This window comes from Croceicoccus sp., from assembly GCF_983967925.1.
Genome location: NZ_CFETID010000029.1, coordinates 1 through 22444, shown reverse-complemented (window position 1 = coordinate 22444; position 22444 = coordinate 1). Strand labels below are relative to the sequence as shown.

The 22444-nt window shown below is 61.4% G+C and carries 26 protein-coding genes; 18 read left to right on the top strand and 8 right to left on the bottom strand.

Going from position 1 to position 22444, the window contains the following annotated elements; all coding sequences use genetic code 11:
- The first annotated feature begins 6 nt into the window (after positions 1–6).
- Genes AC4FIJ_RS14025 through AC4FIJ_RS14010 form a run of 4 tightly spaced genes read left to right on the top strand, consistent with a single transcriptional unit; the run spans position 7 to position 3324 of the window.
- A complete protein-coding gene (locus AC4FIJ_RS14025) occupies positions 7–399 on the top strand; it encodes a nuclear transport factor 2 family protein (protein WP_066849571.1) in 393 nt (130 codons plus the stop codon).
- Positions 396–818: a limonene-1,2-epoxide hydrolase family protein gene (locus AC4FIJ_RS14020; RefSeq protein ID WP_490337303.1), complete on the top strand. Its 423-nt coding sequence runs from the start codon at positions 396–398 to the stop codon at positions 816–818. The genes AC4FIJ_RS14025 and AC4FIJ_RS14020 overlap by 4 nt, the downstream gene beginning before the upstream one ends.
- 11 nt (positions 819–829) lie before the next feature.
- The gene (locus AC4FIJ_RS14015; RefSeq protein ID WP_490337302.1) at positions 830–2491 is read left to right on the top strand and encodes an FAD-dependent oxidoreductase; all 1662 of its coding nucleotides are present in this window, start codon (positions 830–832) and stop codon (positions 2489–2491) included.
- On the top strand, positions 2416–3324 hold the full coding sequence (locus tag AC4FIJ_RS14010) for an SDR family NAD(P)-dependent oxidoreductase (protein WP_490337301.1): 909 nt from the start codon (positions 2416–2418) through the stop codon (positions 3322–3324). Before AC4FIJ_RS14015 ends, AC4FIJ_RS14010 begins: the two co-directional genes overlap by 76 nt.
- Before the next feature lie 45 nt (positions 3325–3369).
- Here the strand turns inward: AC4FIJ_RS14010 and AC4FIJ_RS14005 are convergent, their stop codons facing one another.
- Genes AC4FIJ_RS14005 through AC4FIJ_RS13995 form a run of 3 tightly spaced genes read right to left on the bottom strand, consistent with a single transcriptional unit; the run spans position 3370 to position 6459 of the window.
- A complete protein-coding gene (locus tag AC4FIJ_RS14005) occupies positions 3370–4428 on the bottom strand; it encodes an LLM class flavin-dependent oxidoreductase (protein ID WP_490337300.1) in 1059 nt (352 codons plus the stop codon).
- Positions 4425–5492 (bottom strand): oxygenase, encoded by a 1068-nt coding sequence (locus AC4FIJ_RS14000; RefSeq protein WP_490337299.1) that lies wholly within the window; start codon positions 5490–5492, stop codon positions 4425–4427. The genes AC4FIJ_RS14005 and AC4FIJ_RS14000 overlap by 4 nt, the downstream gene beginning before the upstream one ends.
- Before the next feature lie 31 nt (positions 5493–5523).
- The gene (locus tag AC4FIJ_RS13995; protein WP_066849583.1) at positions 5524–6459 is read right to left on the bottom strand and encodes a Rieske (2Fe-2S) protein; all 936 of its coding nucleotides are present in this window, start codon (positions 6457–6459) and stop codon (positions 5524–5526) included.
- Between the two features lie 68 nt (positions 6460–6527).
- Here AC4FIJ_RS13995 and AC4FIJ_RS13990 point away from each other — a divergent pair, with 68 nt between their 5' ends.
- Positions 6528–7274: a TetR/AcrR family transcriptional regulator gene (locus AC4FIJ_RS13990; RefSeq protein ID WP_490337298.1), complete on the top strand. Its 747-nt coding sequence runs from the start codon at positions 6528–6530 to the stop codon at positions 7272–7274.
- A 21-nt stretch (positions 7275–7295) separates the two neighbouring features.
- On the opposite strand, the gene AC4FIJ_RS13985 is transcribed toward AC4FIJ_RS13990, so the two are convergent.
- From AC4FIJ_RS13985 to AC4FIJ_RS13970, 4 genes are read right to left on the bottom strand one after another with little or no spacing between them, the layout of a single operon-like run.
- Positions 7296–8327, bottom strand: coding sequence for an LLM class flavin-dependent oxidoreductase (locus AC4FIJ_RS13985; RefSeq protein WP_066849588.1), 1032 nt, complete (start codon positions 8325–8327; stop codon positions 7296–7298).
- Positions 8327–8707 (bottom strand): limonene-1,2-epoxide hydrolase family protein, encoded by a 381-nt coding sequence (locus AC4FIJ_RS13980; protein ID WP_239806439.1) that lies wholly within the window; start codon positions 8705–8707, stop codon positions 8327–8329. Before AC4FIJ_RS13980 ends, AC4FIJ_RS13985 begins: the two co-directional genes overlap by 1 nt.
- Positions 8708–8709: 2 nt before the next feature.
- Positions 8710–9027, bottom strand: a complete 318-nt coding sequence (locus AC4FIJ_RS13975) for a 2Fe-2S iron-sulfur cluster-binding protein (protein WP_066849592.1) — start codon at positions 9025–9027, stop codon at positions 8710–8712.
- A gap of 24 nt (positions 9028–9051) precedes the next feature.
- Positions 9052–10320: a sulfotransferase family protein gene (locus AC4FIJ_RS13970; protein WP_490337297.1), complete on the bottom strand. Its 1269-nt coding sequence runs from the start codon at positions 10318–10320 to the stop codon at positions 9052–9054.
- A gap of 134 nt (positions 10321–10454) precedes the next feature.
- Here AC4FIJ_RS13970 and AC4FIJ_RS13965 point away from each other — a divergent pair, with 134 nt between their 5' ends.
- From AC4FIJ_RS13965 to AC4FIJ_RS13915, 11 genes are read left to right on the top strand one after another with little or no spacing between them, the layout of a single operon-like run.
- A complete protein-coding gene (locus AC4FIJ_RS13965; RefSeq protein WP_490337296.1) occupies positions 10455–11240 on the top strand; it encodes an SDR family NAD(P)-dependent oxidoreductase in 786 nt (261 codons plus the stop codon).
- 11 nt (positions 11241–11251) lie between these two features.
- Positions 11252–11758, top strand: a complete 507-nt coding sequence (locus tag AC4FIJ_RS13960) for a VOC family protein (RefSeq protein WP_490337295.1) — start codon at positions 11252–11254, stop codon at positions 11756–11758.
- 2 nt (positions 11759–11760) lie between these two features.
- Positions 11761–12543, top strand: a complete 783-nt coding sequence (locus tag AC4FIJ_RS13955) for a tyrosine-protein phosphatase (RefSeq protein WP_083988090.1) — start codon at positions 11761–11763, stop codon at positions 12541–12543.
- Positions 12543–13403: an NAD(P)-dependent oxidoreductase gene (locus AC4FIJ_RS13950; RefSeq protein ID WP_083988151.1), complete on the top strand. Its 861-nt coding sequence runs from the start codon at positions 12543–12545 to the stop codon at positions 13401–13403. The genes AC4FIJ_RS13955 and AC4FIJ_RS13950 overlap by 1 nt, the downstream gene beginning before the upstream one ends.
- 30 nt (positions 13404–13433) lie before the next feature.
- Entirely contained in the window at positions 13434–13817 is a 384-nt protein-coding gene (locus AC4FIJ_RS13945) for a carboxymuconolactone decarboxylase family protein (protein ID WP_490337294.1), read from the top strand.
- A gap of 6 nt (positions 13818–13823) precedes the next feature.
- Positions 13824–14648, top strand: coding sequence for an SDR family NAD(P)-dependent oxidoreductase (locus AC4FIJ_RS13940; protein WP_490337293.1), 825 nt, complete (start codon positions 13824–13826; stop codon positions 14646–14648).
- A 4-nt stretch (positions 14649–14652) separates the two neighbouring features.
- Positions 14653–15456: an SDR family NAD(P)-dependent oxidoreductase gene (locus AC4FIJ_RS13935; protein WP_490337292.1), complete on the top strand. Its 804-nt coding sequence runs from the start codon at positions 14653–14655 to the stop codon at positions 15454–15456.
- Complete coding sequence (locus AC4FIJ_RS13930; RefSeq protein WP_490337291.1) at positions 15453–16622, top strand: sulfotransferase family protein; 1170 nt, start codon at positions 15453–15455, stop codon at positions 16620–16622. Before AC4FIJ_RS13935 ends, AC4FIJ_RS13930 begins: the two co-directional genes overlap by 4 nt.
- Positions 16619–17395 (top strand): SDR family NAD(P)-dependent oxidoreductase, encoded by a 777-nt coding sequence (locus AC4FIJ_RS13925; protein WP_066849628.1) that lies wholly within the window; start codon positions 16619–16621, stop codon positions 17393–17395. The genes AC4FIJ_RS13930 and AC4FIJ_RS13925 overlap by 4 nt, the downstream gene beginning before the upstream one ends.
- Entirely contained in the window at positions 17392–18645 is a 1254-nt protein-coding gene (locus AC4FIJ_RS13920) for a hypothetical protein (RefSeq protein ID WP_490337290.1), read from the top strand. The genes AC4FIJ_RS13925 and AC4FIJ_RS13920 overlap by 4 nt, the downstream gene beginning before the upstream one ends.
- Positions 18635–19177 (top strand): VOC family protein, encoded by a 543-nt coding sequence (locus AC4FIJ_RS13915; protein ID WP_066849632.1) that lies wholly within the window; start codon positions 18635–18637, stop codon positions 19175–19177. The genes AC4FIJ_RS13920 and AC4FIJ_RS13915 overlap by 11 nt, the downstream gene beginning before the upstream one ends.
- Here AC4FIJ_RS13915 and AC4FIJ_RS13910 read toward each other — a convergent pair.
- Positions 19174–19989 carry an SDR family NAD(P)-dependent oxidoreductase gene (locus tag AC4FIJ_RS13910; protein WP_066849639.1) on the bottom strand — a complete coding sequence of 272 codons (816 nt, stop codon included), beginning with the start codon at positions 19987–19989 and terminating at the stop codon, positions 19174–19176. The genes AC4FIJ_RS13915 and AC4FIJ_RS13910 overlap by 4 nt on opposite strands.
- A 141-nt stretch (positions 19990–20130) precedes the next feature.
- On the opposite strand from AC4FIJ_RS13910, the gene AC4FIJ_RS13905 reads away from it, so the two are divergent.
- Positions 20131–20880 carry a hypothetical protein gene (locus AC4FIJ_RS13905; RefSeq protein WP_490337289.1) on the top strand — a complete coding sequence of 250 codons (750 nt, stop codon included), beginning with the start codon at positions 20131–20133 and terminating at the stop codon, positions 20878–20880.
- Positions 20817–22214 (top strand): spinster family MFS transporter, encoded by a 1398-nt coding sequence (locus AC4FIJ_RS13900; protein WP_490337288.1) that lies wholly within the window; start codon positions 20817–20819, stop codon positions 22212–22214. The genes AC4FIJ_RS13905 and AC4FIJ_RS13900 overlap by 64 nt, the downstream gene beginning before the upstream one ends.
- Positions 22215–22444: the final 230 nt, after the last annotated feature.

Sequence of the window (22444 nt, the reverse complement as noted above, 5' to 3'; positions counted from 1 at the left end):
ACCGAAATGGCCCAGAACGAACAGAACAAGGATATCGTGCGACGCTTCCTCGGCGCGGTCGAAGCGGGCGAGCTTGAGGTGATCGAGCAATTGCAGGCGCCAGATTGCACATGGTGGATGATCGGATCGGGCGAAATATCCCGGAAAGCCTATACCGACGCAGTAAAGGGCATGCTGCTGACCGCTTCGCACCGCAAGGTTCGCATCGTGGGCATGGTCGCGGAAGGCGACACGGTCGCAGCAGAGGTGCGCTCGGAAATGCATTTCGGCGACCGGGTCTATGCCAATGAATATCACGATCTGTTCGTGATCAGGGACGGGTTGATCGTCCACGGACGCGAATATTTCGATACCGGCAAGGTCGCTGCCTTTTTCGGCGCGCAGGAAGGTTTGGCATGAACGCCGAGACCGTCGTCAGGCAATTCCTCGCCCTGTTCCACACCAGCAAGCTGGACGTGGGGGCAGTGCGCGCGATGCTGGCTGACGATGCCCAGTATAAGCCGGTCGTGCCGATCGCTCCGGTAAGGCAGGGCGCGGACGCCATCTGCGAGGAGCGGGAGCGACAATACGAACTTTATGACGAATGCGCCTGCGATATTCGCAAGGTCGCGGCTTCGGGATCGACCGTTTTCACGGAACGGGTCGATACATGCCGGCAGTTGAAGGACGGGCGGGAAACCACAACCCACGTCGTCGGCGTGTTCGATCTGAATGATGCCGGCCGGATCGTCTGGTGGCGGGAATATTGGGACGGTCTCGATTGCGCGGGCCAGTTGGGGATCGACGACAAGGCCATGCGATCGATCATGTGTGCGTGAAGGGAAATTCGATGCAGTATGACGTCGTGGTGATGGGTTCCGGCGGTGCCGGGCTGACAGCAGCGGTGGTCGCCGCAAAAGCGGGTTGCAAGGTGGTCGTGCTGGAAAAGGCGCCGCATTTCGGCGGGACAACGGCCATTTCCGGTGGCGGGGTCTGGATACCCGAAAGCCCGCAAGCCGTTGCGGCGGGCGTGGACGACAGCAAGAAGAAGGCGCTGGACTACTCGCTTGCCGTCGTCGGCAACCGGGCAGAGCGCGAGCTGATCGAAGCCTATATCGAAACCGGCCCCGAAATGGTGAAATGGCTGGAGGCCAATAGTTCGGTCCATTTCCTCCTCTCGCCCCCGTCCAGCGACTGGTACCCCGAGGTAGAGGGCGCGATGCACGAAGGGCGGTTGCTGGCTCCGGCTGAATATGACGGCAGAAAGCTCGGTTCCGATTTCGACAATCTTTCCAAGCCGCGCGAGGAATTCAACGCGCCTGGCGGTATGATGATCGATCTGTTCGATCTGCCCTATATCGCCAAGCTGCCGCAGCCCGGTGCGTTGTGGTACATGGCCAAGATCGCCATCCGTTTCGCTTTCGACAAGAAGAAGCTGGGCCGCGGCTCACGCCTGACGATGGGCAACGCCCTGATGGGCAGGCTTTACCGTTCGGTGCTGGACGCGGGGGTCGACCTCTACAGCAGTGCGCCGGTCGAAAGACTGCTTGCCGATGGGGGCAGGGTCACGGGTGTCGTCGCGACCATAGACGGCAAGCAGACGGAAATTTCGGCCGCAAAGGGCGTCGTTCTGGCGGCCGGCGGATTTTCCGCCAACGAACAGATGCGCAAGGTCTATCTGCCCTATGCCGAGCAGCATGTTTCCATCCTTCCATATCACAATACCGGAGACGGCATAAATGCCGCCACGGTATCGGGCGCCGTGCTGGGAACGGACAACCACGCCAATGCGGTCTGGGCCGTGGTGTCAAAGCGGACGCGCGATGATGGCTATGTCGAACGCTATGCGCATCTGATCGACATGTCGAAGCCCGGCTGCATCGCCGTCGGCAAGGACGGCAAACGCTTTGGCAATGAGGCCGGGGTCCATTTCGTCGAGGACATGCACGCCACCGGCAATGTGCCTGCATGGATCATTTCGAACGCGAAGAACGTCAAGAAATACGGCATGGGGCTGTCGCTTCCGGGGGGCAGCAAGATCAAGGAGCTGGTCGCTTCCGGCTATATGAAAAAGGCCAATACGCTGACCGAACTGGCGGCGCAAATCGGGGTCGATCCCAAGGCGCTGGAAGCAACCGCTGCGCGGGTCGATGCCGATGCGAAAACCGGGCGCGACAGTGAATTCGGCAAGGGCGATACGCTGATCGATCAAGAAATTGGCGATCCCGCGCACAAGCCCAATCCCTGCTTCGGGCCGGTTGGCGCGGGGCCCTATTACGCGGTCCAGATATTCCCCGGCGACGGATCGACGACCGTGGGCGTAAAAATTGACGCGCAATGCCGCGTCAAGGATGAGAGCGGTCAGCCGATTCCGGGCCTTTGGGCTGCCGGGCTGGATGCCAATTCGATCTGGCAGGGCAAGTCTCCGGCGCATGGATGCAATGTCGGTCCGGCACTGGTGACCGGCTTTATCGCGGGCAGGAGTATCACGGCATCAAAACAGCAGTCGTAACCGGAGCAAGCTCGGGCATCGGCCTTGTCGTCGCGCGGGAACTGGCGCGCGATGGCTGGCGGGTGATCGCGCAGGGCCGGGATCACGCGCGCAGCGAAGCCGCGCTTGCGGAAATCCGGTCCGCCGCGCCCGAGGCGCAGGTCGACATGATAAGGGCCGATTTGTCGGTCATGGACAAGGTGGACGCGTTCGCATCGCAGGTAGCGGCATCGACCGACCGGATCGGATTACTGGTGAACAATGCAGGCGCCACGCCATCGAGGCGGATGGAAACCGCCGACGGGTTTGAACAGACCTTTGCCGCCAATCACCTTGCCGTTTTCCTGCTGACCCACCGCCTGCTGCCCTTGCTGAAGGCGGCGGCGCCCGGATCACAAGTGATCACGACCGCATCGGTCGCGCACAAATTCATCAAGGACATGAAGTGGGACGATCTGCAGCAGGCGCAGTCATTCAGCGCCAGCGATGCGTATGCCCAGTCCAAGCTGGCCAACATCTTGTTTACGCGGGAAATGGCGAAACGGGTCAAGCACGACGGAATCCGCGTGAATTGCGTGCATCCCGGCGTCGTGCAAACCAATTTCGACAGTCACGGCAATCTTGCCGTCAAGCTGATGTATTTCCTTGGCAAACCGCTCTCGCTGACGCCCGAGCAGGGCGCGGATACGATACTCTTGCTGGCGAAGGGCGGGGCGCCAAATGCGACCGGCCAGTATCTCGCCAAGCGCAAGCCCGCAGCATTGTCTGCCGCTGCGCAGAGCGAGCAAGGCGCCGCACGCTTGTGGGACATCAGCAAAGAACTGACCGCCAAAGCCGGCCAGACTGTCGGCTAAAGCCGGGGAAGGCGGGATGGCGCTTTGCCGTCCCGCCTGCCGGTCCTACTTTTCGCGGCGTTTCGCCTCTGCCACCATTGCGAACAGCCCCTCATTATACTTTGTCAGCTGTTCCATGGTGAGATTGCGATAGGGCGTCATCGGACAGAGCGAATCCACCACGCCCCAGAAGGGTTCGAGTTCTTCGAGCACTTCGTCGACCGGCCCGCATTTCACGAAGGCCTGCACCATTTCGTCGCTGACCTTATCGATCACGCCCGAAACATCGCCATGTTCGCCTGCGGCCAGCTGGCAATCGCGTGCGAGATCGCCAAAACCGATGGAATCGAAAAAGTCTTCGTATTCCTTGTAACCGGCATAGCCCGCCACGGTGGCACGGCTGTCGTCGATCGCCTGCTGCTTGTCGTCATTGATGGCGACCCATGGCCATGCATTGATTTCGACATCCGTGCGTTTGCGGCCAAAGCGGGCCAGCTCCGAATGGATGAAATCGTTCTTCTGAACCGTATAGTCGACCGTCCAAAGCGCATGGACCATCAGCCCGTCGGCAATCTCCAGCGACATGCTGGTCAGCTTGTCCTTGAGCGCGGCGATCCAGATCGGAATATTCTCGCGCACCGGGGGCGCGGTCATCATCTTTTCCGTCCATTCCAGATCGTAATATTCGCCGTGGAGCGGTTCCATGTCCTTGTGGCTGTTGGCGTTCACGTAACGCACGATCTTCACCACTTCACGCAGATGGGTCAGCAGCTTGCGGTGCGGCTCGCCATAGATCCCCTCAAGCGCGCTGTGCAGCGAGGTGCCCAGACCAAGGACGAAACGGCCCTGGCTGATCGTGTCGCATTCGATCGCGCAATAGGCGGTTTCAACCGGACTGCGGGTTCCCGCAACCGCAATGCCGGTCGAAACCTTCAGCGTATCGGTCATCGCCGCGACGGCGGCCATGGGCACAAAGGGCGCGCCATAGATCTGAAGCGAAAAGACCCCTTCGAATCCCACCTGCTCCATCTGTTTTGCCATGCCGCCCATCACCGGAGCGGGCAAAACGGGCATCACGCCCCACCACTTGCGCTCACCCCCAGTCGCATTGGTCAGTGTGGTCATGCTTTTTCATATCCGATAATGTCGCTGCAATCAGAGCTGACATTATCGCGATAGGTAAAATCGCCGCGCGCCTGTCTTTCGGCCAGTGCCAGCATCAGCACGCGATATTTCTGGCCCGCTTCGTCCAGCGGCGAATGCAAATCCTTGCGCTTTTCCGGCCGCATGTAGCGCGGGCTCTGCGGCGAGGTCATGGAACTGTCCTGCCGCGAAACCTTGTAGCTCGCCTTGGGCATCATATAGCGGAAAAGATTGGTCTTTTTCACGTTCGACGTGTTCATTGCATAATCCAGCCGGGTCCGGTCGCGCGTTTCCGGAACGCAGGGGTGGAACAGCTGGACATTGTCGCCCGGGCTGAAACGGCCATAGGCGATCGCGGCATGGCTGCGAAGGTAGATGCGGATCACCTGCCGTACCTGCTGCACATCGTCGCGCACGCCGCCAAAGATTTTCATGATCGGCGCGACGGACTTGTTCACGCAGGTCCGCACCATGGTGATGGTCTCGCTGTCGTGGAACACCTCGACCGTTTCCTTGTCCATCTTCTCGTCGCCCACGACGTCGGCGTGGATGAAGTCGGCATGGGTAAGGTCGATCAGGTTTTCGAGGCTGAGCGGCGCGCAGCAATCGAACCGCACGGTGCCCAGCATGTGCAGCGGCAGGCCGCCGTCCTCTGGCAGATAGGGAATGCTGGGAATATGTTCGGGCGCGGCATTTTCCGGCTTGCCGAGCCAGCCCCAGACATAGCCGTACTTCTCGATCACCGGATAGTGACCGGCCTCGTCGGTATATTCGCTCTTCTTCGCGGCAAGCTGGTCATTCGGGTGCGTTTCCGCAGCCACCAAGCTGCCGTCGGGCTTCCGCCAGATGAAATAGGGGTGCGAATAGACAGCGCGCCGGATGGGTTTCTTGGCAACAGCGAAGCTGTGGGCCAGCGGAAACCATGCATCGGTCAGCATGATATCGTGCGGCAGCCAGGAATTGACCTTGGCCGCGAACTGGCGCGGATCGACCGCGATCGGATCGTCATGAACTTCGGGAGCCGGATTGTCTTGAACGTCGAGCATGATCTGTTCCTTGTTCTCGGTTTGGCTGCGGTCAGGCAGCGGCTTCCTGCGCTGTGGGCGGTCCGGATTTGCGCGTGACGATACTTTCGCGCAGGTCCGAGGCGTGGATAGACGCCGACGGCTTGAGCACCCGCAGCGCCGCTCCGTCGACATGGTCGAAAACCCTGAACGGCGTGCCGATGCCCATGGCCTTTGCCATCAGATGGTGGCGTCCGGGCGACAGAGCGGCGCGCCAACGCACCTGCGTAACGCCGCGCGCGGCCGGAACGGGCGCCAGAACCGCGCGGAACAGGGCCCTGAACTCGTCGTCCAGCAGGGTCAGGTCCGTCTCGCCAGTTACCGGATCGGTGGCGATGCGCAGGCTGATCGGGAAATCGGAAGTAAAGGGTGCGGGCCAGTGCGGCGATGCCCATTGGCATGATCGTTCCAGCACCAGCTTGCCTTGCTGCTCGGACAATTCGGTCAGCAGATAGGGTGAAAAGCGCACCCCCTTGATCGACAGCACCAGCGAAGGATCGTCGAACAACGCGGCGATCCAGTGTTCGTGATCCAGCGCCACAATCGATGTGCCCGAAAGCGGCAAGACGCGATCGTCAGGTGCGGGGGCAGCGGCCTTGGCGTCCAGGCAGACCCGTACAAAGCCCGCATCCTCGTGAACGGCGAATGGCCTTGCCTTGTAGACAGGAGGGAATTTGCGATCGCTTTTCAGATTGGGAATGTCGATCAGCTGCCCGCTTGCGCCGTCATAAGTCCAGCCGTGGTATCCGCACTGGATCGCGCCATTGCCAAGTATGCAACCCAGCGACAGGGGCGCCCGGCGATGCGGGCAGCGATCTTCAAGCGCGCGCACGACCTTCTTGTCGTCGCGCCAAAGGACGACCGGTTGGTCGCCGATATCGACGTTGTGCGGCTTGTCCGCGCTGATCTCTTCGGAGCGGGCAACGGCCCACCAGGCTGCTTCGGTCATATTCGACTCGCATCTCCCAATACGCGTTATGCAATTAAATTGACACATGACAATTTAGTTGTCAATCTATGTCGATGGATGCAGCAAATGTAAATTCGCCCGCCTCCACCCGAGAGGGCAGGGCGGCGGACAGGGCAACTGGCCAGATGACAGGCCATCTTACCCGCAGGCGTGAGAAGACCCGGGGGCGCCCACGCGCCGATGCCGGTGAATCGGTTGACGAGGCATCGCTGCTACGGACCGCCTTCGCCATGTTCGCCACGCATGGCTATGGAGCCGCGACAATGCGCGCGATGGCCCGCGAACTGGGCGTCAGCCACAATTTGCTCAATGTGCGATTTGGCAAGAAGTCGCAGTTATGGAAGGCGTCAGTCGACTGGCGGCTCAAGGAAGCCGCCCGCGAGGTTGAACTGGCCTTCGACCCGTCGCACCCTCCGGAAGAACAGTTGCGGGACTTGATTCATCGGTTTTGCCGCTGGGCGATCATCAATTCGGACATTGTGGCCATGAGCCACCTTGAAGGGCGCGAGCCGAGCTGGCGGCTCGACTATATGACGGAAAGCTTCACCCTGCCGTTCCAGCGCCGCCTTCAGGACCTTCTGGAACAGGTAGGATCGGGCACGGCGCTGCGTCCGATCGATTCCGGTGCATTATTGGCGCTGCTCGTTCACGGGGTCGGATCCTATTTCGCGCTTGCCCCGATGCATGACCGGCTTCTGCCTGATCTGCCTGGTGACGGCGCCGCCAATCCGTCGCCCGAGGACCGGGCCGATGCGATGGCGCGGTTTCTTCTGGCAGGTCTGTTCAGCGCCTAAGTCTTGATAGCTCTCGCGTGATCAGATTGGCGCCGGGAAGAAGAGATCGGCGATGCGGTCCCGATAAATGGCGGCCTTGGCTTCATCCATCCCGAATTGCGGCACGACGGGCGTGATCGAATCGGCAAAGCGTGCGCGTTCGATTATCTGGGCTTTCACCTCCTCAGCCGAACCGAGCACCGTGATCGCACTGACCATCTCGTCAGGGCAGGCCGCCTCCATCGCGGCAAAGTCCTGCCGGGCAAACGCATCCTGAATCGCCGCTGCTTCCTTTTCGAAGCCTATCGCCTTGAAATAGCGCAGATACTGGGGCGATTGCGTATAAAACGCGATATTCGCGCGGGCATCCGCAATGGCCGCATCGCGATCCTCGTTGATGACGGTAAATATCATCAGATTCAGATCGAAAGCCGACCGCTCCCGTCCGGCTCTGTCGAGACCTGCCTGCAAGTGCGGGGCGACCTTTTCCTCGATCCAGCGGGTCGTCCATAACGGATGGCCCAGCAGCCCTTCGGCGATCTCTCCGCCCTGCTCGCATGCCTTTTCGAAAATGGCAGGCAGATAAACCGGAATGGCAGGGCGGCGCGCTGGCCCCGTCAGCCGGAAATGCGACAGGTCGAGCGTAGTATATTCGCCTGCCAGCACCTGTAGTTCGCCGGTGTGGCCCTTGGCGATGACCGCCCGCACCTGCTCCACAATTTCGCGCATATGCGCCAGTGGCTTGCCGTATGGCATGCCAAAGCTGCCTTCGATCTGGCTTTGCGCGCTGGACCCCAGGCCAAGCACGGCGCGGCCATCGCTGATGTGGTCCAGATCGATGACGCTGCATGCCGTCTCCAGCGGACTACGCGTGAAGGCCAGCGCGATGCCGCTGCCCAGCTTTATCCTGCTGGTGACGGCTGCGGCTGCCGCAAGGGTGACGAAGGGGAGGCCGAAGATTTGCGGGACCCAGACCCCCTCGATTCCGGCCGCTTCCCATTGGCGGACCAGCGGTACGAGTTCGTTTGCCGGAAGGACCGGCAATTGCGTCCAGATCTTCTTATCCGCGAACATCACCCAAAGCCCTTGGCGGTATCGAAATAGTCCCGCCACGACACGATCTTGTCGCCGTCCATTTCGAAAATCCCCATGAGCTTGATGGAGACGAGCAGTTGGCCGTCCTTGTCATGGAAATTGTCAGTTCGTTCGGTCAAGACCACGTTCCCGTCCGAAGCGACGTGGTGAACGATCACCTCGCCGCTTTCGATCGGGTACATCTGCGCAAAGCCGTCCATGAAAGCTTTCGCCTCCGCGAATCCGGTGGTCTTCGAGATGCCGACATTTTCCCAAACCGTCCTGTCGGTAAAGCGCCGTTCCATCGACGCGAGCATATCGCCCAGCGTAGGCTTCCACTCCTCGAAGAAGGCCAGCACTTCGGATTGCGCATCGGCCATGGTCAATCCTCCGGCGCGATGGTGACAGTCACCCCGTCAAGCGCATCACTCATTTCGACCTGGCACGCCAGACGCGAGGTTTCGTTGCGATGGTCGGAACTGTCGAGAAGGTCGCTTTCATCCTCGGTCATTTCCGGCAGCTTGGCGAAATAGGACGCTTCCACGTGAACATGGCAGGTCGCGCAGGAACAGCAGCCGCCGCACAGTGCCAGCAGTTCGTCGAATCCATCGTCGCGGATGATCTCCATCAGGCTCAGCCCATTGTCGGCTTCAACTTCCGTGCTGGCGCCAGATCGGTCGATCACATTGATTTTCGGCATTTCTTACTCCGTGACGTAGATGAATTATCTGACTTCGACTTCGACCGGGAAGCGATCGAAATAAAACTGGAAATGCTGGCGGATATCCTCGGCCGTCAGACCGAAATCGCCTTCAAGATCGAACTTCACCTTGCCGTTGACGGCCGGATCGTGATCCCGGTGATACTGGTGCAGGGCCTGCAACGTGTCCTCGTCCAGCGGCAGGTCCGCCTTGGCATAGATCTGCCGGAGGATCGGGTCGGGGTTCTTGATCCATTCGTGGAAATAGACGTCGATCGCCTGGTCTTCCGGCAGGCAATCGCGATCGCGCACGCAGCGCGACAACAGCGTCTTGTACCGGTCGATCCAGTAGCCCTTGGGTTCCTCCGGGTCGCTTTTCGTGCGCAGCACGCGCGAAGCATAAAGCGCCATCGACAGCGTCGAGCGGATCGAACCCACCGGATCGCGGTGCGTGATCACGAAGGTCGCATCCGGGAAGGTTTTGTACAGAACGGGCAGCTGTTCCATGTGCTGCGGGCATTTGATCACCCAGCGATTCGGCCCCTTCAGGAAAGTAAGAACCTGCAGCCCCTTCTTCAGATAGGCATAGGTGCCGCTCTGGTCATGGCTGAGGTAATAGTCGCGCCACCTTGGAACATAGGCCAGCCATTCGATCAGATAGGATGAGAAGTCGAGGGCCTGCAGTTCGATATCCTCGCTGATATGATCGGGCGAGAATTCATGCATGTATCGCATCATCGGCAAGACTGCGTCCTGCTGTTCCCACCCGGCCTGCGCCTTGGTCCAGCGGGGGTTGGAATCGCTTGCCGTCGGCGCGTCTTCGGCGGCCGGGATGGGCGCGATGGCTTCCCACCAGGGGAGCGAGCGAAGCCGCGTATCGGCAGAGAGCAGCCCGAGCAGATGGGTGGTGCCCGAACGCGGCGGGCCGCCGACGATGATCGGGCTGTCGATTTCGATATCGAGGATTTCCGGGTGGCGCTTGCACAGGTCCTCTACCCGCAGGCGGGTCGCGGCATAGCGCACGAACATCGGCCACAGACCGGCGCGGCCCACGGGCGAGAGGAATTCGTCTTCCTCCACGCACTCGCACCACAAATCCAGCCTTTCGACGAAGTCCATTTCGCCAAAGTCGCTCAGGCCGGTCTGGGCCTTGGCGGCGTCGAGGATCGCTTTCGACGAAAAGTCGAAGTGCATTTGCGATGCACCTGCCAGCGCGGCCTTTTGCGCGTCGTCGAGCACGGGGGCGAGCATGTCCCCGATCCTGAACACCTGACCCTTGGTGTCTTGCTTCATCCCCCGATCTCCCTTGCGGCATTTTTCTGTCGCGCATTCGTAAAAGCGATGGCTGCCGAACTTTGTCCTACCGAAAGATATGCGGCGCATCCGGCAACAGCGGGTAGGCCGGCTACGGAGAGGGTAGCGGCGACATGACAGAAAAAATGTTCGATCTGACCGGGAAAGTTGCGTTGGTGACGGGTGCCAATTCGGGCCTTGGCTTTGCCTTTGCCGAAGGGATGGCGCGTGCGGGCAGCGATCTCGTCATCTGGGGCAGGCGCAAGGATGCCAACGACAAGGCGGCAGAAAAGCTGCGGGCCTTTGGCGTCAAGGTGCATTCCGCCGAAGTGGACGTCACCGACGAAGCGCAGATCGTGGCCGGCGTGGCCGATGCGCTTGCGGCGATGGGCCGGATCGACACGGTGGTCGCCAATGCGGGCATTGCCAATCCGGTGCCGTTTATCGACATGGATGCCGATAGCTATAACGCGTTGATGAACGTCAACCAGCACGGCGTGGTGTTCACCCTGCGCGAAGTGGCCAGGCACATGGTGGCCCGAGCCGAGGCGGGCGATCCCGGCGGCTCCATGATCCTGTGCGGCAGCGGATCGATTTTCCAGGGCGTGCCGACGCTGGTGCATTACGGTGCGGCAAAGGGCGCTCTTGCGGGGCTGGCGAAGGGGCTGGCCGCGGAACTCGGCCCCCATGGCATTCGCTGCAATGTCATCGCGCCCGGTTTCATCATCACCGAAATGACCATGAAGGACCCCGAGATCGGCCAGATGATCGCCGATGGCGTGGCAGCCCGTGCCCCGCTCGGCCGCGCGGGAATGCCCGACGATCTGTGGGGCGCGGTGGTTTATCTCGCCAGCGATCTGTCCCGCTATCACACCGGCGATACGCTGGTGGTCGACGGCGGGAAAATGATCAACAACTAGGAGCGCAGATCATGTTTTCACGGCCCGGGGCAAGGCATAGCCAGAACGCCTATGTGACCAGCGATCTCGATCGCGCGATGGCCATCTGGCGCGACGAATTTGGCGTTTCCCGCTTTCACGTGTTCGAAAACGATGCGCCCGGACTGGTCTCCTCGCCAGAGTACCGGATGAAAATCGCGCTGGCCAATGTGGGCGGGGTCGAGATCGAACTTATCGAGCCTTTGCCCGGACAGGCGCCGCTTCATGCAGAGGTGCTACCCACGGACGGCAGCTTTGCCATGCGTTTTCATCACGCGGCCTTGCGGGTCGATGGCGATCGGAGCGATTTCGAAGCCTACATGGCTTCGCTCGATTTGGCGACGCATCCCGTGGTGTGGCGCGGAAAGCTGGGCGATGTGATGCGCTATGCCTATACCGACGAACGGGCGACACTGGGCCATTATCTGGAACATGTCTGGTTCGATCCGGCCATGTATGAACAGATGGCCGCAGCCATTCCGGTCTATCCGGCGCCGTGACGATGGATCTGGCTAATCTCAATTTCCGCGACCTGGGCGGTATACGAACGAATGGCGGTGCCGTTCGCGGCGGGGCACTCTTTCGCGCCGAAGGTCCGGCCAATTTGTTGCCGCAACATCATGCACAGCTCAAATCGCTGGCGATCGGATATATCTTCGACCTGCGCTCTAGGCGGGAGCGAGAGACGCATCCGCATGATTGGCAGGACGCGAACTGCCGCTGGCTGGGACTGGACGTGAATGCCGACCTGCGCGTTTTCGGAAACGATGGACGCGAAAGGCTGAGCCTTGGCGGTGATGAGCGGCTGGCCATCGACATCATGAGCGAGACATACCGGGAAATTCCCGATGCGCTTGCGCCGCACTGGAAAACCGTGGGCGAATGCCTGCTGGAAGGCAGGCCGGCAATCGTGAATTGCACTGCGGGCAAGGACCGCACGGGGGTCGCGGTTGCCATACTGCTGGAAATGCTGGGGGCCTCGCGGGACGAAATCATGCGGGACTATCATCGGTCCGTGGTGTTCGGCGAGAATCTTCGGCGCGGCGGAACGCTGGAAGGCGATATCCGGGCCAGCTTCGGCTTTATGCCAAGCGCCGAACAGGTGGATGCGCTGATAGGCGTGCGAACAGAATATCTTCAGGCTGCGTGGGACCGGATCGAGAACAGTCACAAGACTGTATCGCGCTATCTGGCGGACGCAGGGCTGGATGAAGCAACACAATCTGAGCTGCGGCACCTTTTCGTGACCCGCGACCACGCCGACTCAATTCAAGGAGAACAATGATGAAAAGCGGTGGTGTAATCGGCCTTGGCGGCATTGGCGGCGGGGTGGCACAATGCCTCCAGCGATCCGGCCAGCTTTCCGCCATCTATGACGTGCGGGCCGAGGCGGCCGAAAAAATCCCCGGAGCGCCCCCGATGTCGGCAACGCCGAGGGATCTGGCGGCAGCGTCCGATTGCGTGCTGATCGCCGTTCTGAATGGCGCACAGACGATCGCCGTGCTGTCGGGCCCCGACGGCGTGCTCGCAGCCAACAAGGCCGGGCAGACGGTGATCCTGTTGTCCACCATATCGATGACGGAACTGGAAACCGCGCAAAAGCTGTGCGCCGAAGCGGGAGTGATCCTGATCGACTGCGGGGTGACCAACGGCCCGAAATCGGGTGAAAACGGTCTTATCTGTCTTGCGGGTGGTTCTGACGAGGACATGGCGAAGGCAAAGCCCATTTTCGACGGATTTGCCGGACAGGTCATTCACATGGGCGGCCCGGGCGCCGGCATGGCCGCAAAGATCGCCCGCAACGCCACCTATTTCGGCTGCATGCGTGCCGGTTACGAAGGTGCGGTGATCGCGCGGAACTACGGGGTCGATCTGGGCCAGTTGCGCATGGCTCTGTCGGGCGATCCCAATGCGGGCGGCGGGCTGGAAGGGGCGCTGGCCATGGTGGTGCGCCCCGATCCTGCCGGAAATGAGCAGGAGACCGGAATGCGTAATTACTTCAAGGGATTGATGATCAAGGATCTTGAAGTCGCCATTGATGAGGCGGCCCGATTTGGCGTGCGGCTGCCGATGATCGAACTGATCCGCGACAACGCCGATTCCACCTCTGGCCTGGAATATCCCAAAGGCCAGCCGATCGCCTGAGCGACCCCACCAGACAAGCGAGGAATGACGATGAGCGACAATGCCTGGGAAAATGGACTGAAGGTCTTCGATGCCGTTTATGGCGAGGGCTTTTCGGGGATGATGAAGGGGCGGGAGAACGACCGTTTCAACCGCGAGATCATCGAAAACCAGTTCGGAAATCTGTGGGCCGATGATGCCCTGTCTATCAGGGAAAAGCGCCTCATGGTGCTTGGCGCCACGACCATGCTGGGCAGGCAGGACCTGATCGAGATCCAGATGATGGGCGCCTTGGCGAACGATGAATTCACTGAAGAGGAATTGGCGCTGATTCCTCATTTCATGTTGTTCTATGCCGGTGCTGGCAACTGCACCGCTCTGATCCGCGGGATCGAAGCCGCCAAGGCCCGCTTTGCCGAATTGAAGGGGGGCTGAGACACCATGCGCCAACTTCCGCGACGCCCGATCGACAAGGCCGCCTTTCGCGAGCGCTATGGCCCTTGGGCCGTCATCGCGGGAGCATCCGAAGGAACCGGCGAATGCTATGCCCGGCAGCTGGCGGCCATGGGCATCAATCTGGTTCTGGTGTCCCGCAGGCAGGAGGCGCTTGAAGGGCTGGGCAGGGACCTGGCATCGGAGTTCGGGATCGAATACCGGGCCTGCGCGCAGGACCTGACCGAAGACCAGGCGGGATCGAAGATTGTCGAGGCCGCGTCGGATCTGGACATCGGGCTGTATATTTCAAACGCCGGCGCGGACGGTTTTTCGGCTTTTTTCGAAGACAGTACCGAAGCAGCGCATCGTTTGGTCAGGATGAATATCACTACTCTGATCGATGCCGCCAACGGTTTCGGCAAGCGCTTCCTGAAGCGGGGCACGGGCGGTATAATAGTAATGGCGTCGGGTGCTGGGCTGGGCGGTCAGCCCAATCTGGTGATGTATGCCGCCACCAAGGCGTTCGAGATCAATTTCGCAGAGTCGCTTTGGGCAGAATATCACGAACGGGGCATCGACGTGATCGGCATTGCGGCCCCGATCATGCGCACTCCGACACTGCTGCGAATTGTTCCTGCAGATTTCGACACATCACATGCATTCGATCCTGCCGATGTGACGAACAACGCGCTGGCCGGATTGCTGGCCGGCGAACCGGTGCAGATCATCCCCGACGGTCCAGGCGCCGAAAAGCTTCCGCAAGTCGAGGCCGACCGCAGGGAGAGACTGAAGGGGTTCATCGAATTCAACAAGAATTTCACGGGAGGATAACGCAATGCGCAGGCTTGAGGGCAAGGTGGCCGTCGTAACCGGCGGAGGCGGCGGTATCGGTTCGGCCGTTGCCAACCGCATTGTGCGGGAAGGGGGCAAGGTCGTCATTGCCGACCTGTTCGAGGATAGCGCCAGGGCCGCGGCCGGACCGCTGGGCGATGCCGCGCTTGCCATCCAGTTCGACGCATCCGATCCGGCATCCATCGAAGCGATGGTGACGGCTGCCGCCGATCATTTCGGCGGGATCGACATACTTCACAACAATGCCGCCATGACCGATCCGGCCAAGCATCCGCTGGACACCACGCCGGTCGATATTCCCATCGAGATCTGGGACGAGATCATCGACATCAACCTGCGCGGCTATTTGCTGGGCTGCAAATATGCGATCCCGCACATGATCGCGCGCGGCGGCGGATCGATCATCAATACCGCGTCCAACAGCGGTATCGCGGGCGACCTCGCCCGGGTCGCCTATGGCGCCTCGAAAGGCGGCATCATCACGCTGTCGAAATATGTCGCCACCCAATACGGCAAGCAGAACATCCGCTGCAATTCGATCTCGCCCGGCGTTGTCCTGACGCCAGCGCTTGAGGCCACGGTCCCGGGCCTTAAGGAAGTGATCCAGCGCCACATACTGACGCCGGAATTCGGCACGCCGGACGATATCGCCGCGCTTATCGCCTTTCTCGCGTCGGACGAGAGTCGCTATATCACTGGCGAGAACATCTCGATTTCGGGAGGGGGCCTCTCGCATCAGCCGCATTACGCCGACCTGCTGGCCATGATGGAACAGCAATTGTCATGACCGAACCGCTGAGCGTAGCCGGACTGGAAACCGCCGCTCGCGATGCCACGGGCCTGACCGACTTCGGACCGGACACGGGGTGGCGCGAAGGGTTTGAAAGACTGGCCGCGGCGGTGGAGGCGATGGGCCCGAACGACCAGCTTCGCCAACTGGCGACCCATAATATCGTGGGCCAGCTTTCCACGCGGCTTCGGTTTGTCGAGGATGATCGCAACCATCCGGAAATCGCGCAGCAGGATGTCGGCGATCCGCTGATCGTGATCGGCCTTCCGCGCACCGGCACCACTATCACCTACGATCTGCTGTGCCTTGACCCAGAGGCGCGGGCGCCGCGCGAATGGGAATGGTATATCCCATGGCCCCCGACCGAGGCAGCAACATTCGACAGCGATCCGCGCATCGCGCAGGTCACCGCCATGTACGACAACTGGCTGAAGCATGCGCCGCAACTGCTCGACATTCAGCGGTTCGACTGCACCCAGCCGGGCGAATGCAATCACGGGATGCAATATCACTTCGCCAGCACCAATTTCCCCGCGGAACTGGGCGTGCCCGACTATGCCGACTGGTTGCGCACGAATGAGGTGCCCGGCCAGTATATATCGCACAAGCGGCTGCTGCAGAACTTCCAGTGGAAGGGGCCGCAAGGGCGCTGGACGCTGAAATCGCCGCAGCATCTGTTCGACCTGCCTGCGCTGCTGGAGGCCTATCCGGGCGCGATGCTGGTATGGACGCACCGGGATCCTGCGCTGACATTCTCATCGCTCTCAAGCTTCATTGCCGGGTTCCTCGCGGCGTTCGGCGGCGACAAGGACAAGGCCGCCATCGGGCGCGACGTGGTGGAAACGTGGATCGCGGGCATGAACCGCGCCCTGTCCGCGCGTGCCGATCCGCGGATCGACGAGCGGATCATCGATCTGGCGCACAAGGATGTGGTGGCCGACCCGAAAGGGACGATCCGGCGAATCTACGACCGTTTCGGCCTGCGTTTTTCAGACGAACACGCCGCCCGGATCGACCGGTTCCTGACCGACAATCCTGCCGCCAAGCGCATGGGCAAGCACAAGCATACGCCCGAACAATACGGGATAGACGTGGCGGAAGTGCGCGCCCGCATGACGGAATATTACGACCGCTTCGGCCATCTTCTGGAGAGACCATCATGAGCGTACTCGATCGCTTTCGCCTCGACGGAAAAACCGCCATCCTAACCGGCGTCGGCCCCGGCGTGGGCGAGCATGTTGCGAAGGCCTACGCCGAACTTGGCGCCAGTGTCGTCATCTCCGCACGTTCGCAGGACAGGCTGGACCGGATCGCGGCAGAGATCAACGCGGCGGACGGCGGACGGGCACTGGCCGTGGCCACCGATGCGGGCAAGCGCGAAGACCTCGTCAATCTGGTCGCAAAGGCGCGCGAAGCGTTCGGACCGATCCATATCATTTTCAATAATGCTGCTGCAGGCGTAGTCTATGCCCAAGACGGCGGCCTCTGGGCGAATACCGACGAGGTGTGGAAAACCGCGATAGACGTGAACGTGATGGCCACCTGGCGCCTCGCGGAGATGACCGCCTCCGAGATGGAGGCCCACGGCAAGGGCACAATCATCTCGGTCCAGAGTTGCGGGGGCTTCACGCCCATTCCGCCGGCAGTGGCCTATGGCGTCAGCAAGGCGGCGCTGTCCTTCCTTACCAGATCACTGGCCAAGGCGCTGGCCCCGCACACGCGCGTCAACGCGCTGTGCGTCGGTTCGATGAGCCCGGACGGACAGGAGGCCGAGATCCATAAGGGGCTGGGCCTTGCGGAGCGCAATGCCATCAAGCGTTTCGGCGCGGCGGACGAGGCGGTTGGCGCGGCTATCCTGCTGGCCAGCGATGCATCGAGCTATACCACCGGCAGCACCGTGTTCGTCGAAGGCGGCCGCGTGGGCACCATATCATGACCAATCCGCTCTACACCCAAGAGCAGGAGCGCGCTGAAATTCTGGCGCTCCGCCTGATCGAACGCCCTGACGTCAGGGCGGCGCGCGAAGCGGCGCGGCGCGACATGCTGAGCGATCCCGCCGCCCGCACGACTGACGGCAATCTGGGTCTGGACCGCGCCCTGGATCAATGGGTTCTGGCGCTGGCCATGCGCGAAGCGAATGGCGACACGGCGTCGCCGGTCGTTACCTGGAACGTGTCCAATCCCCCGCGGCGATGGTTCGGCCATGTCTATCACGGCGCGGCGGTCGCGGTGGACAATCCCGATAATTTCAATCGCGAAATCCCGATCGACGGGGAAGGGAGCTATCGCATCGACCTGCGCTTTTCCGCCGACCCACCGCAATTCAGCGTAGTGATCGAGATGGAGCCGGAACATCACGCCGGGCTGGGCGATAATATCGGTGCGCTGACGTTGCAGGACCTGCTGCCGCATTGCGATGGCGACCGCCGCGTGTCGGTGACCGTGGGGCCGCAAGCGGGCGGGTCGCTTCATCTGCAATCCCGTCCCGGCCGCATCCAGATCTACACGCGCGACAGCCAATGCGACTGGAACCAGATGCCTGCAGAAGTCTCTGTCACCCGTCTCGACCCGCCGCCCGACTGGTCGCCGCGCAGCGAGGACGAGATCGCCGCCGCAATCGTCGCTGACATGCCTGCATGGGTGCGTTTCTGGCGCGGTTTCAAGGACAGCTTCCTCGGCTTTCCCGCGCCCAACGGGCTGGTCGGCCCTAACGGGCGCGACGGCAATTGGGGTTATCTGGCAGGCGGACGGTTCGCGCTGAAGGATGACGAGGCGCTGCTGGTCACGCTCGATCCTGCGGGCAGCTATTACACCGGCTTCCAGATCACCGATCCGTGGACCATCGCGCCCGATCCGCTGCTGCGGCTTGCCAGCCTCAACAAGGGGCAGGTGGTGCCCAATGCTGATGGGACGGTGACCTATGCGATTGCGCTGGCCGATCCCGGCGTCGCGAACTGGATCGACACTTGCGGGCTGCATAAAGGTTGGATGCTGACAAGGTGGCAGGGCGTACCGGCAGGTCTCGACCTGAGCCGGATGATCCGCGAGGTGCGGCTGACGACGATCGGGGATATTCCGGCCAGCGTGCCCATGATCGACCTTGCCGGTCGCAGGGCGCAGATCGCTACGCGCGCGTATGATTTTGCACGGCGCACCAGCATGGAGGGATGGAGCGATGCAGCCTGAAGGATCGATCGTCGAATTGTGTCATATCGTCAGGGACATCGATGCCGCGCTGGAGCACTGGACACGCGATCTGTGTGCGGGGCCATTCTTCGTATTCGACGTGCCGGTCATGCCCGGCCAGCAATATTACGGAGAACCGACCGAGGTTTCGATGCGGGTGGGGTTCGGATTTTCCGGCGGCGTCCTGATCGAACTGCTCCAGCAGACCAACGATGGCGCCTCACCCTTCCGCGATTTCCTGCAGGCACGGGGCGAAGGATTGCATCACATCATGCCGCGCGCCGACTATGACACTGCCTATGCGCGCCTGTCGGCAGCAGGCTTCAAAGTCGCCTATAGCGGCACGATGCTATCGGGAGAGCGTTTCTGCCTGTACGATACCTTTGCATCTTACGGTTATTATACCGAGCTGATGGAAATGTCCGAAGCCATGCTGGGCAGTTTGGCGCTGATGGAAAAGGCCCATGCCGGATGGGATGGGCAGACGGACCCCGTGCGCGGCATGGACCGGCTGGCCGAACTGGCCGGTTAAAGCTTGCCGCCACCCATTTCCGCGAACATCTTCTGAAAATCGGCGTAGCTTGGCTGATGCGCGGTGACGCCGCCATCGACCGGAATTGCGGCACCGGTAATGAATTCGCTCTCGTCGCTGGCTAAAAATGCCACGAGATTGGCCACATCCTCGGGCTGGCCAAGCCGCGGGGTAAGATGGTGTGAAAGCAGGATGTCCTTCACCATCGGCGGCGTCGATTCCTGCGCAAGCGGTGTCAGGACAAAGCCGATCACCATGCAGTTCGAACGCACGCCCAGCTTGCCATACTGGGTCGCGATCATGCGATTGAGCTGGATCAGCGCGGCCTTGGACGAGCCGTAGGCAGTCAGCGTCGCCTCGCCCTGCACGCCAAAGCCCGATGCGCTGTGAATGATCGATCCGCGTCCATGCTCGATCATGCCGGGCAGGACATGTTTGCTCATCAGCATCGCGCCCCGCACATTGACCGCCATCGCGCGGTCCCAAGCGGCCACGTCGAGGTTCAGGACATCGAGATCGGCCTGCCGCTGTGCATCGTTCTGAATGGCGGCATTGTTGTGCAAAATGTCGATACGGCCCAGATCCGCGGCAACTTGTTCGGCGAATTCGCGAACCGAATTCTCGTCGGTCAGGTCCAGCGGTAGGGATGTTGCGCCCGGAATATCCTGCGCTGCGGCCGCCGCCGCTTCGACATCGATATCGCCAAGCACGACTTTTGCGCCTTCTTGCGCGAGCCGCCTTGCGGACGCCGCACCGATACCGCCTGCGGCACCCGTCACGATTGCAATCCTGTTTTCCAGCCGTCCAGCCATGGGTTCTCCTTTTCAGCCGGCATAAGCAATGGAAGCGCGGGTTTCACAACCTGTCGCAGGACAGGTTGCGAGAGTTTTTCGCGCCGACATCCTGTTTGCACAAGGCGGGAGAGGCTTTTTTTGGAATCGACGATTACACCCATGCCGGTGATGCCGGCCCCTGAACCGGCGGGTACCATATTTCTGATCGGCACCTGTGTCATCCTTGCCGCGATCATGGCGTGGTGGGCGCTCGGCTCCGAACGACCCAAACGGGGCTGGGTCCTGCCCCTTGTTTTCGCCGGAACCGCGCTTTCGGCCGTGATGATCGAGCCGATCTACGATAACACGCTGCTCTATTGGTATCCTGCGGAAAACCCGCTGGCATTCTTCCGCGGCTATGAACGGACCATCCCCTGGTATGTACCGCTAGGCTATGCATGGTTCTTCGGAGGATCGGCCTATCTGGTATGGCGAGTAGTCGAACGCGGGGCGCCCGTCGCCAGTGTCTGGAAGCTTTTCTTCGCGACCGCGGCGGTCGACTGGCTCGCCGTATCGATATGCGAGTGGATGGAATTGAGTGCATTCTACGGAAACCAGCCGTTCCATCTCTTCGGCTCGCCCATCTGGTTCTCGTTCTGCGATGCCACGGGCGGGTTCGTTCTGGGTGCCGCACTGGCAAAGCTTGTGCCGTACCTTGGCGGCATCAAGCGGCTGTGGCTGCTGATCCTGCCCAGTTTTACCTATGCCGCGACGCTCGGCTCCACTACCGCTCCTGTATCGCTGGCGCTCAATTCCGCCTGGTCGCCGGTCATGATTTGGATCGCTGGTGCCGCCACGATGGCAATGTGCATGGTGGCCATCCATGTCATCGCCCAGATGGCCCGGTTGCGACAGGAAGCGGTGCTGTGAGACGTTTCTCAGGTCGGGACTGGTGGTTTATCGGCCTTCTGGCCACGATCTACGCCTTCAACTTCATCGACCGTATGATCATTGCCGTGGTCGGAGAGCCGATCCGGCAGGAATTCGGGCTCAGCGATTTCCAGCTCGGCATCATGGGCGGCGCGGCCTTCGCGCTGTTCTATGGCGGCATCGGCATTCCGATCGCGCGCCTTGCCGAGCGGGTCAATCGCATCGGCATCGTCGCGGCCGCGACCGCACTCTGGTCGTTGATGACGATGCTATCCGGCGCGGCCACAGGCTATGTCCAATTGCTGCTGGCGCGCATGGGCGTGGGTATCGGTGAGGCAGGGTTCACTCCGCCGGTCGTCTCCTTGATTGCAGACCGCTTTCCCCCAGAACGCCGCGCGACGGTTTTCTCGACGATTGCGGTGGGTGTGTCCGTCGGTGGCGCGATCGGCGTCCTTGGCGGGGGCTGGATTGCGCAAACCTATGGCTGGCGGTGGGCATTCGTCGCAGCGGGCGCCCCGGGCCTGTTGCTGGCACTGCTTCTCTGGCTGACGATCCGGGAGCCTGTCAGGCTCAACGCCGGGCAGGGCGCGCCGCCATTTGGGGCGGTCATTCGCCGAGTGGGTCGATCACGCGCATTCGTGGCATTCACCGTCGGCAGTGGCATGGTCGCGTTGGTGGGTTTCGGCCTCAATCTTTTTCTCATCCCGTTGCTCGTTCGCCGGTTCGATTTCGACCTTGCAGAGGCGGCGTTGACGTTCGCAATTACCTTCAGCGCGGCCACTGCGCTGGGCGGAGTGACGGGCGGGCTGATTGCCGACCGCTTCGCGGCGGGGGCCCATCGGCGGTACGGATATCTGCCGATGCTGGCGACGATGCTGGCCATGCCGCTTTTCCTTGCGGCGATCTATCAGGACGAATGGCGCATCATGGCGGTGCTTCTGTTCGGATCGACCTTCTGCCTCTATGCTTTTCTGCCCACAATCATGACCGTGACCCAGCGGCTGGTCGAACCCCGGATGCGGGCCACTGCCGCTGCCATCCATGCATTCGGCCAGACGGTATTCGGTCTGGGGCTAGGCTCGGCCTTTCTCGGTTACATGAGCGACGTGATGGCAACCACGCGGTACGGAACCCACTATGCACAGGAATGTATGGACAGCGGTGCGGTCGTGACGTCCGCGTGCGCGGAGGCGGCAGGTACGGGTTTGCAACAGGCGCTGCTGCTACTGGGACTTTTCCTCCTGCTTGCGATCTTTTGCTATTGGCTGGCGGCGCGGTCGATAGCTGGGGAGATTGCGGTGATCGAGAGCGTGCGTGATGAACGTGGTACATGACACGCGCAGGTCGGTGGTGAGGATCGCAACTGTTCGCGGGAGGCTGCCCCCGCGCCGCGATTATTCGCGCACGCCGGGACTGGCTCGCCCGGCTGCAGGCTGTGACGGAAAAACATTGATCGCGCGCTGGAAGACCGCCGCTCGACCCTGATGATATTGAAAAGGAAGACTGACGATGAAAGCGCTAGTCCCGGTAAAGCGGGTGATCGATTACAATGTGAAGCCGCGTG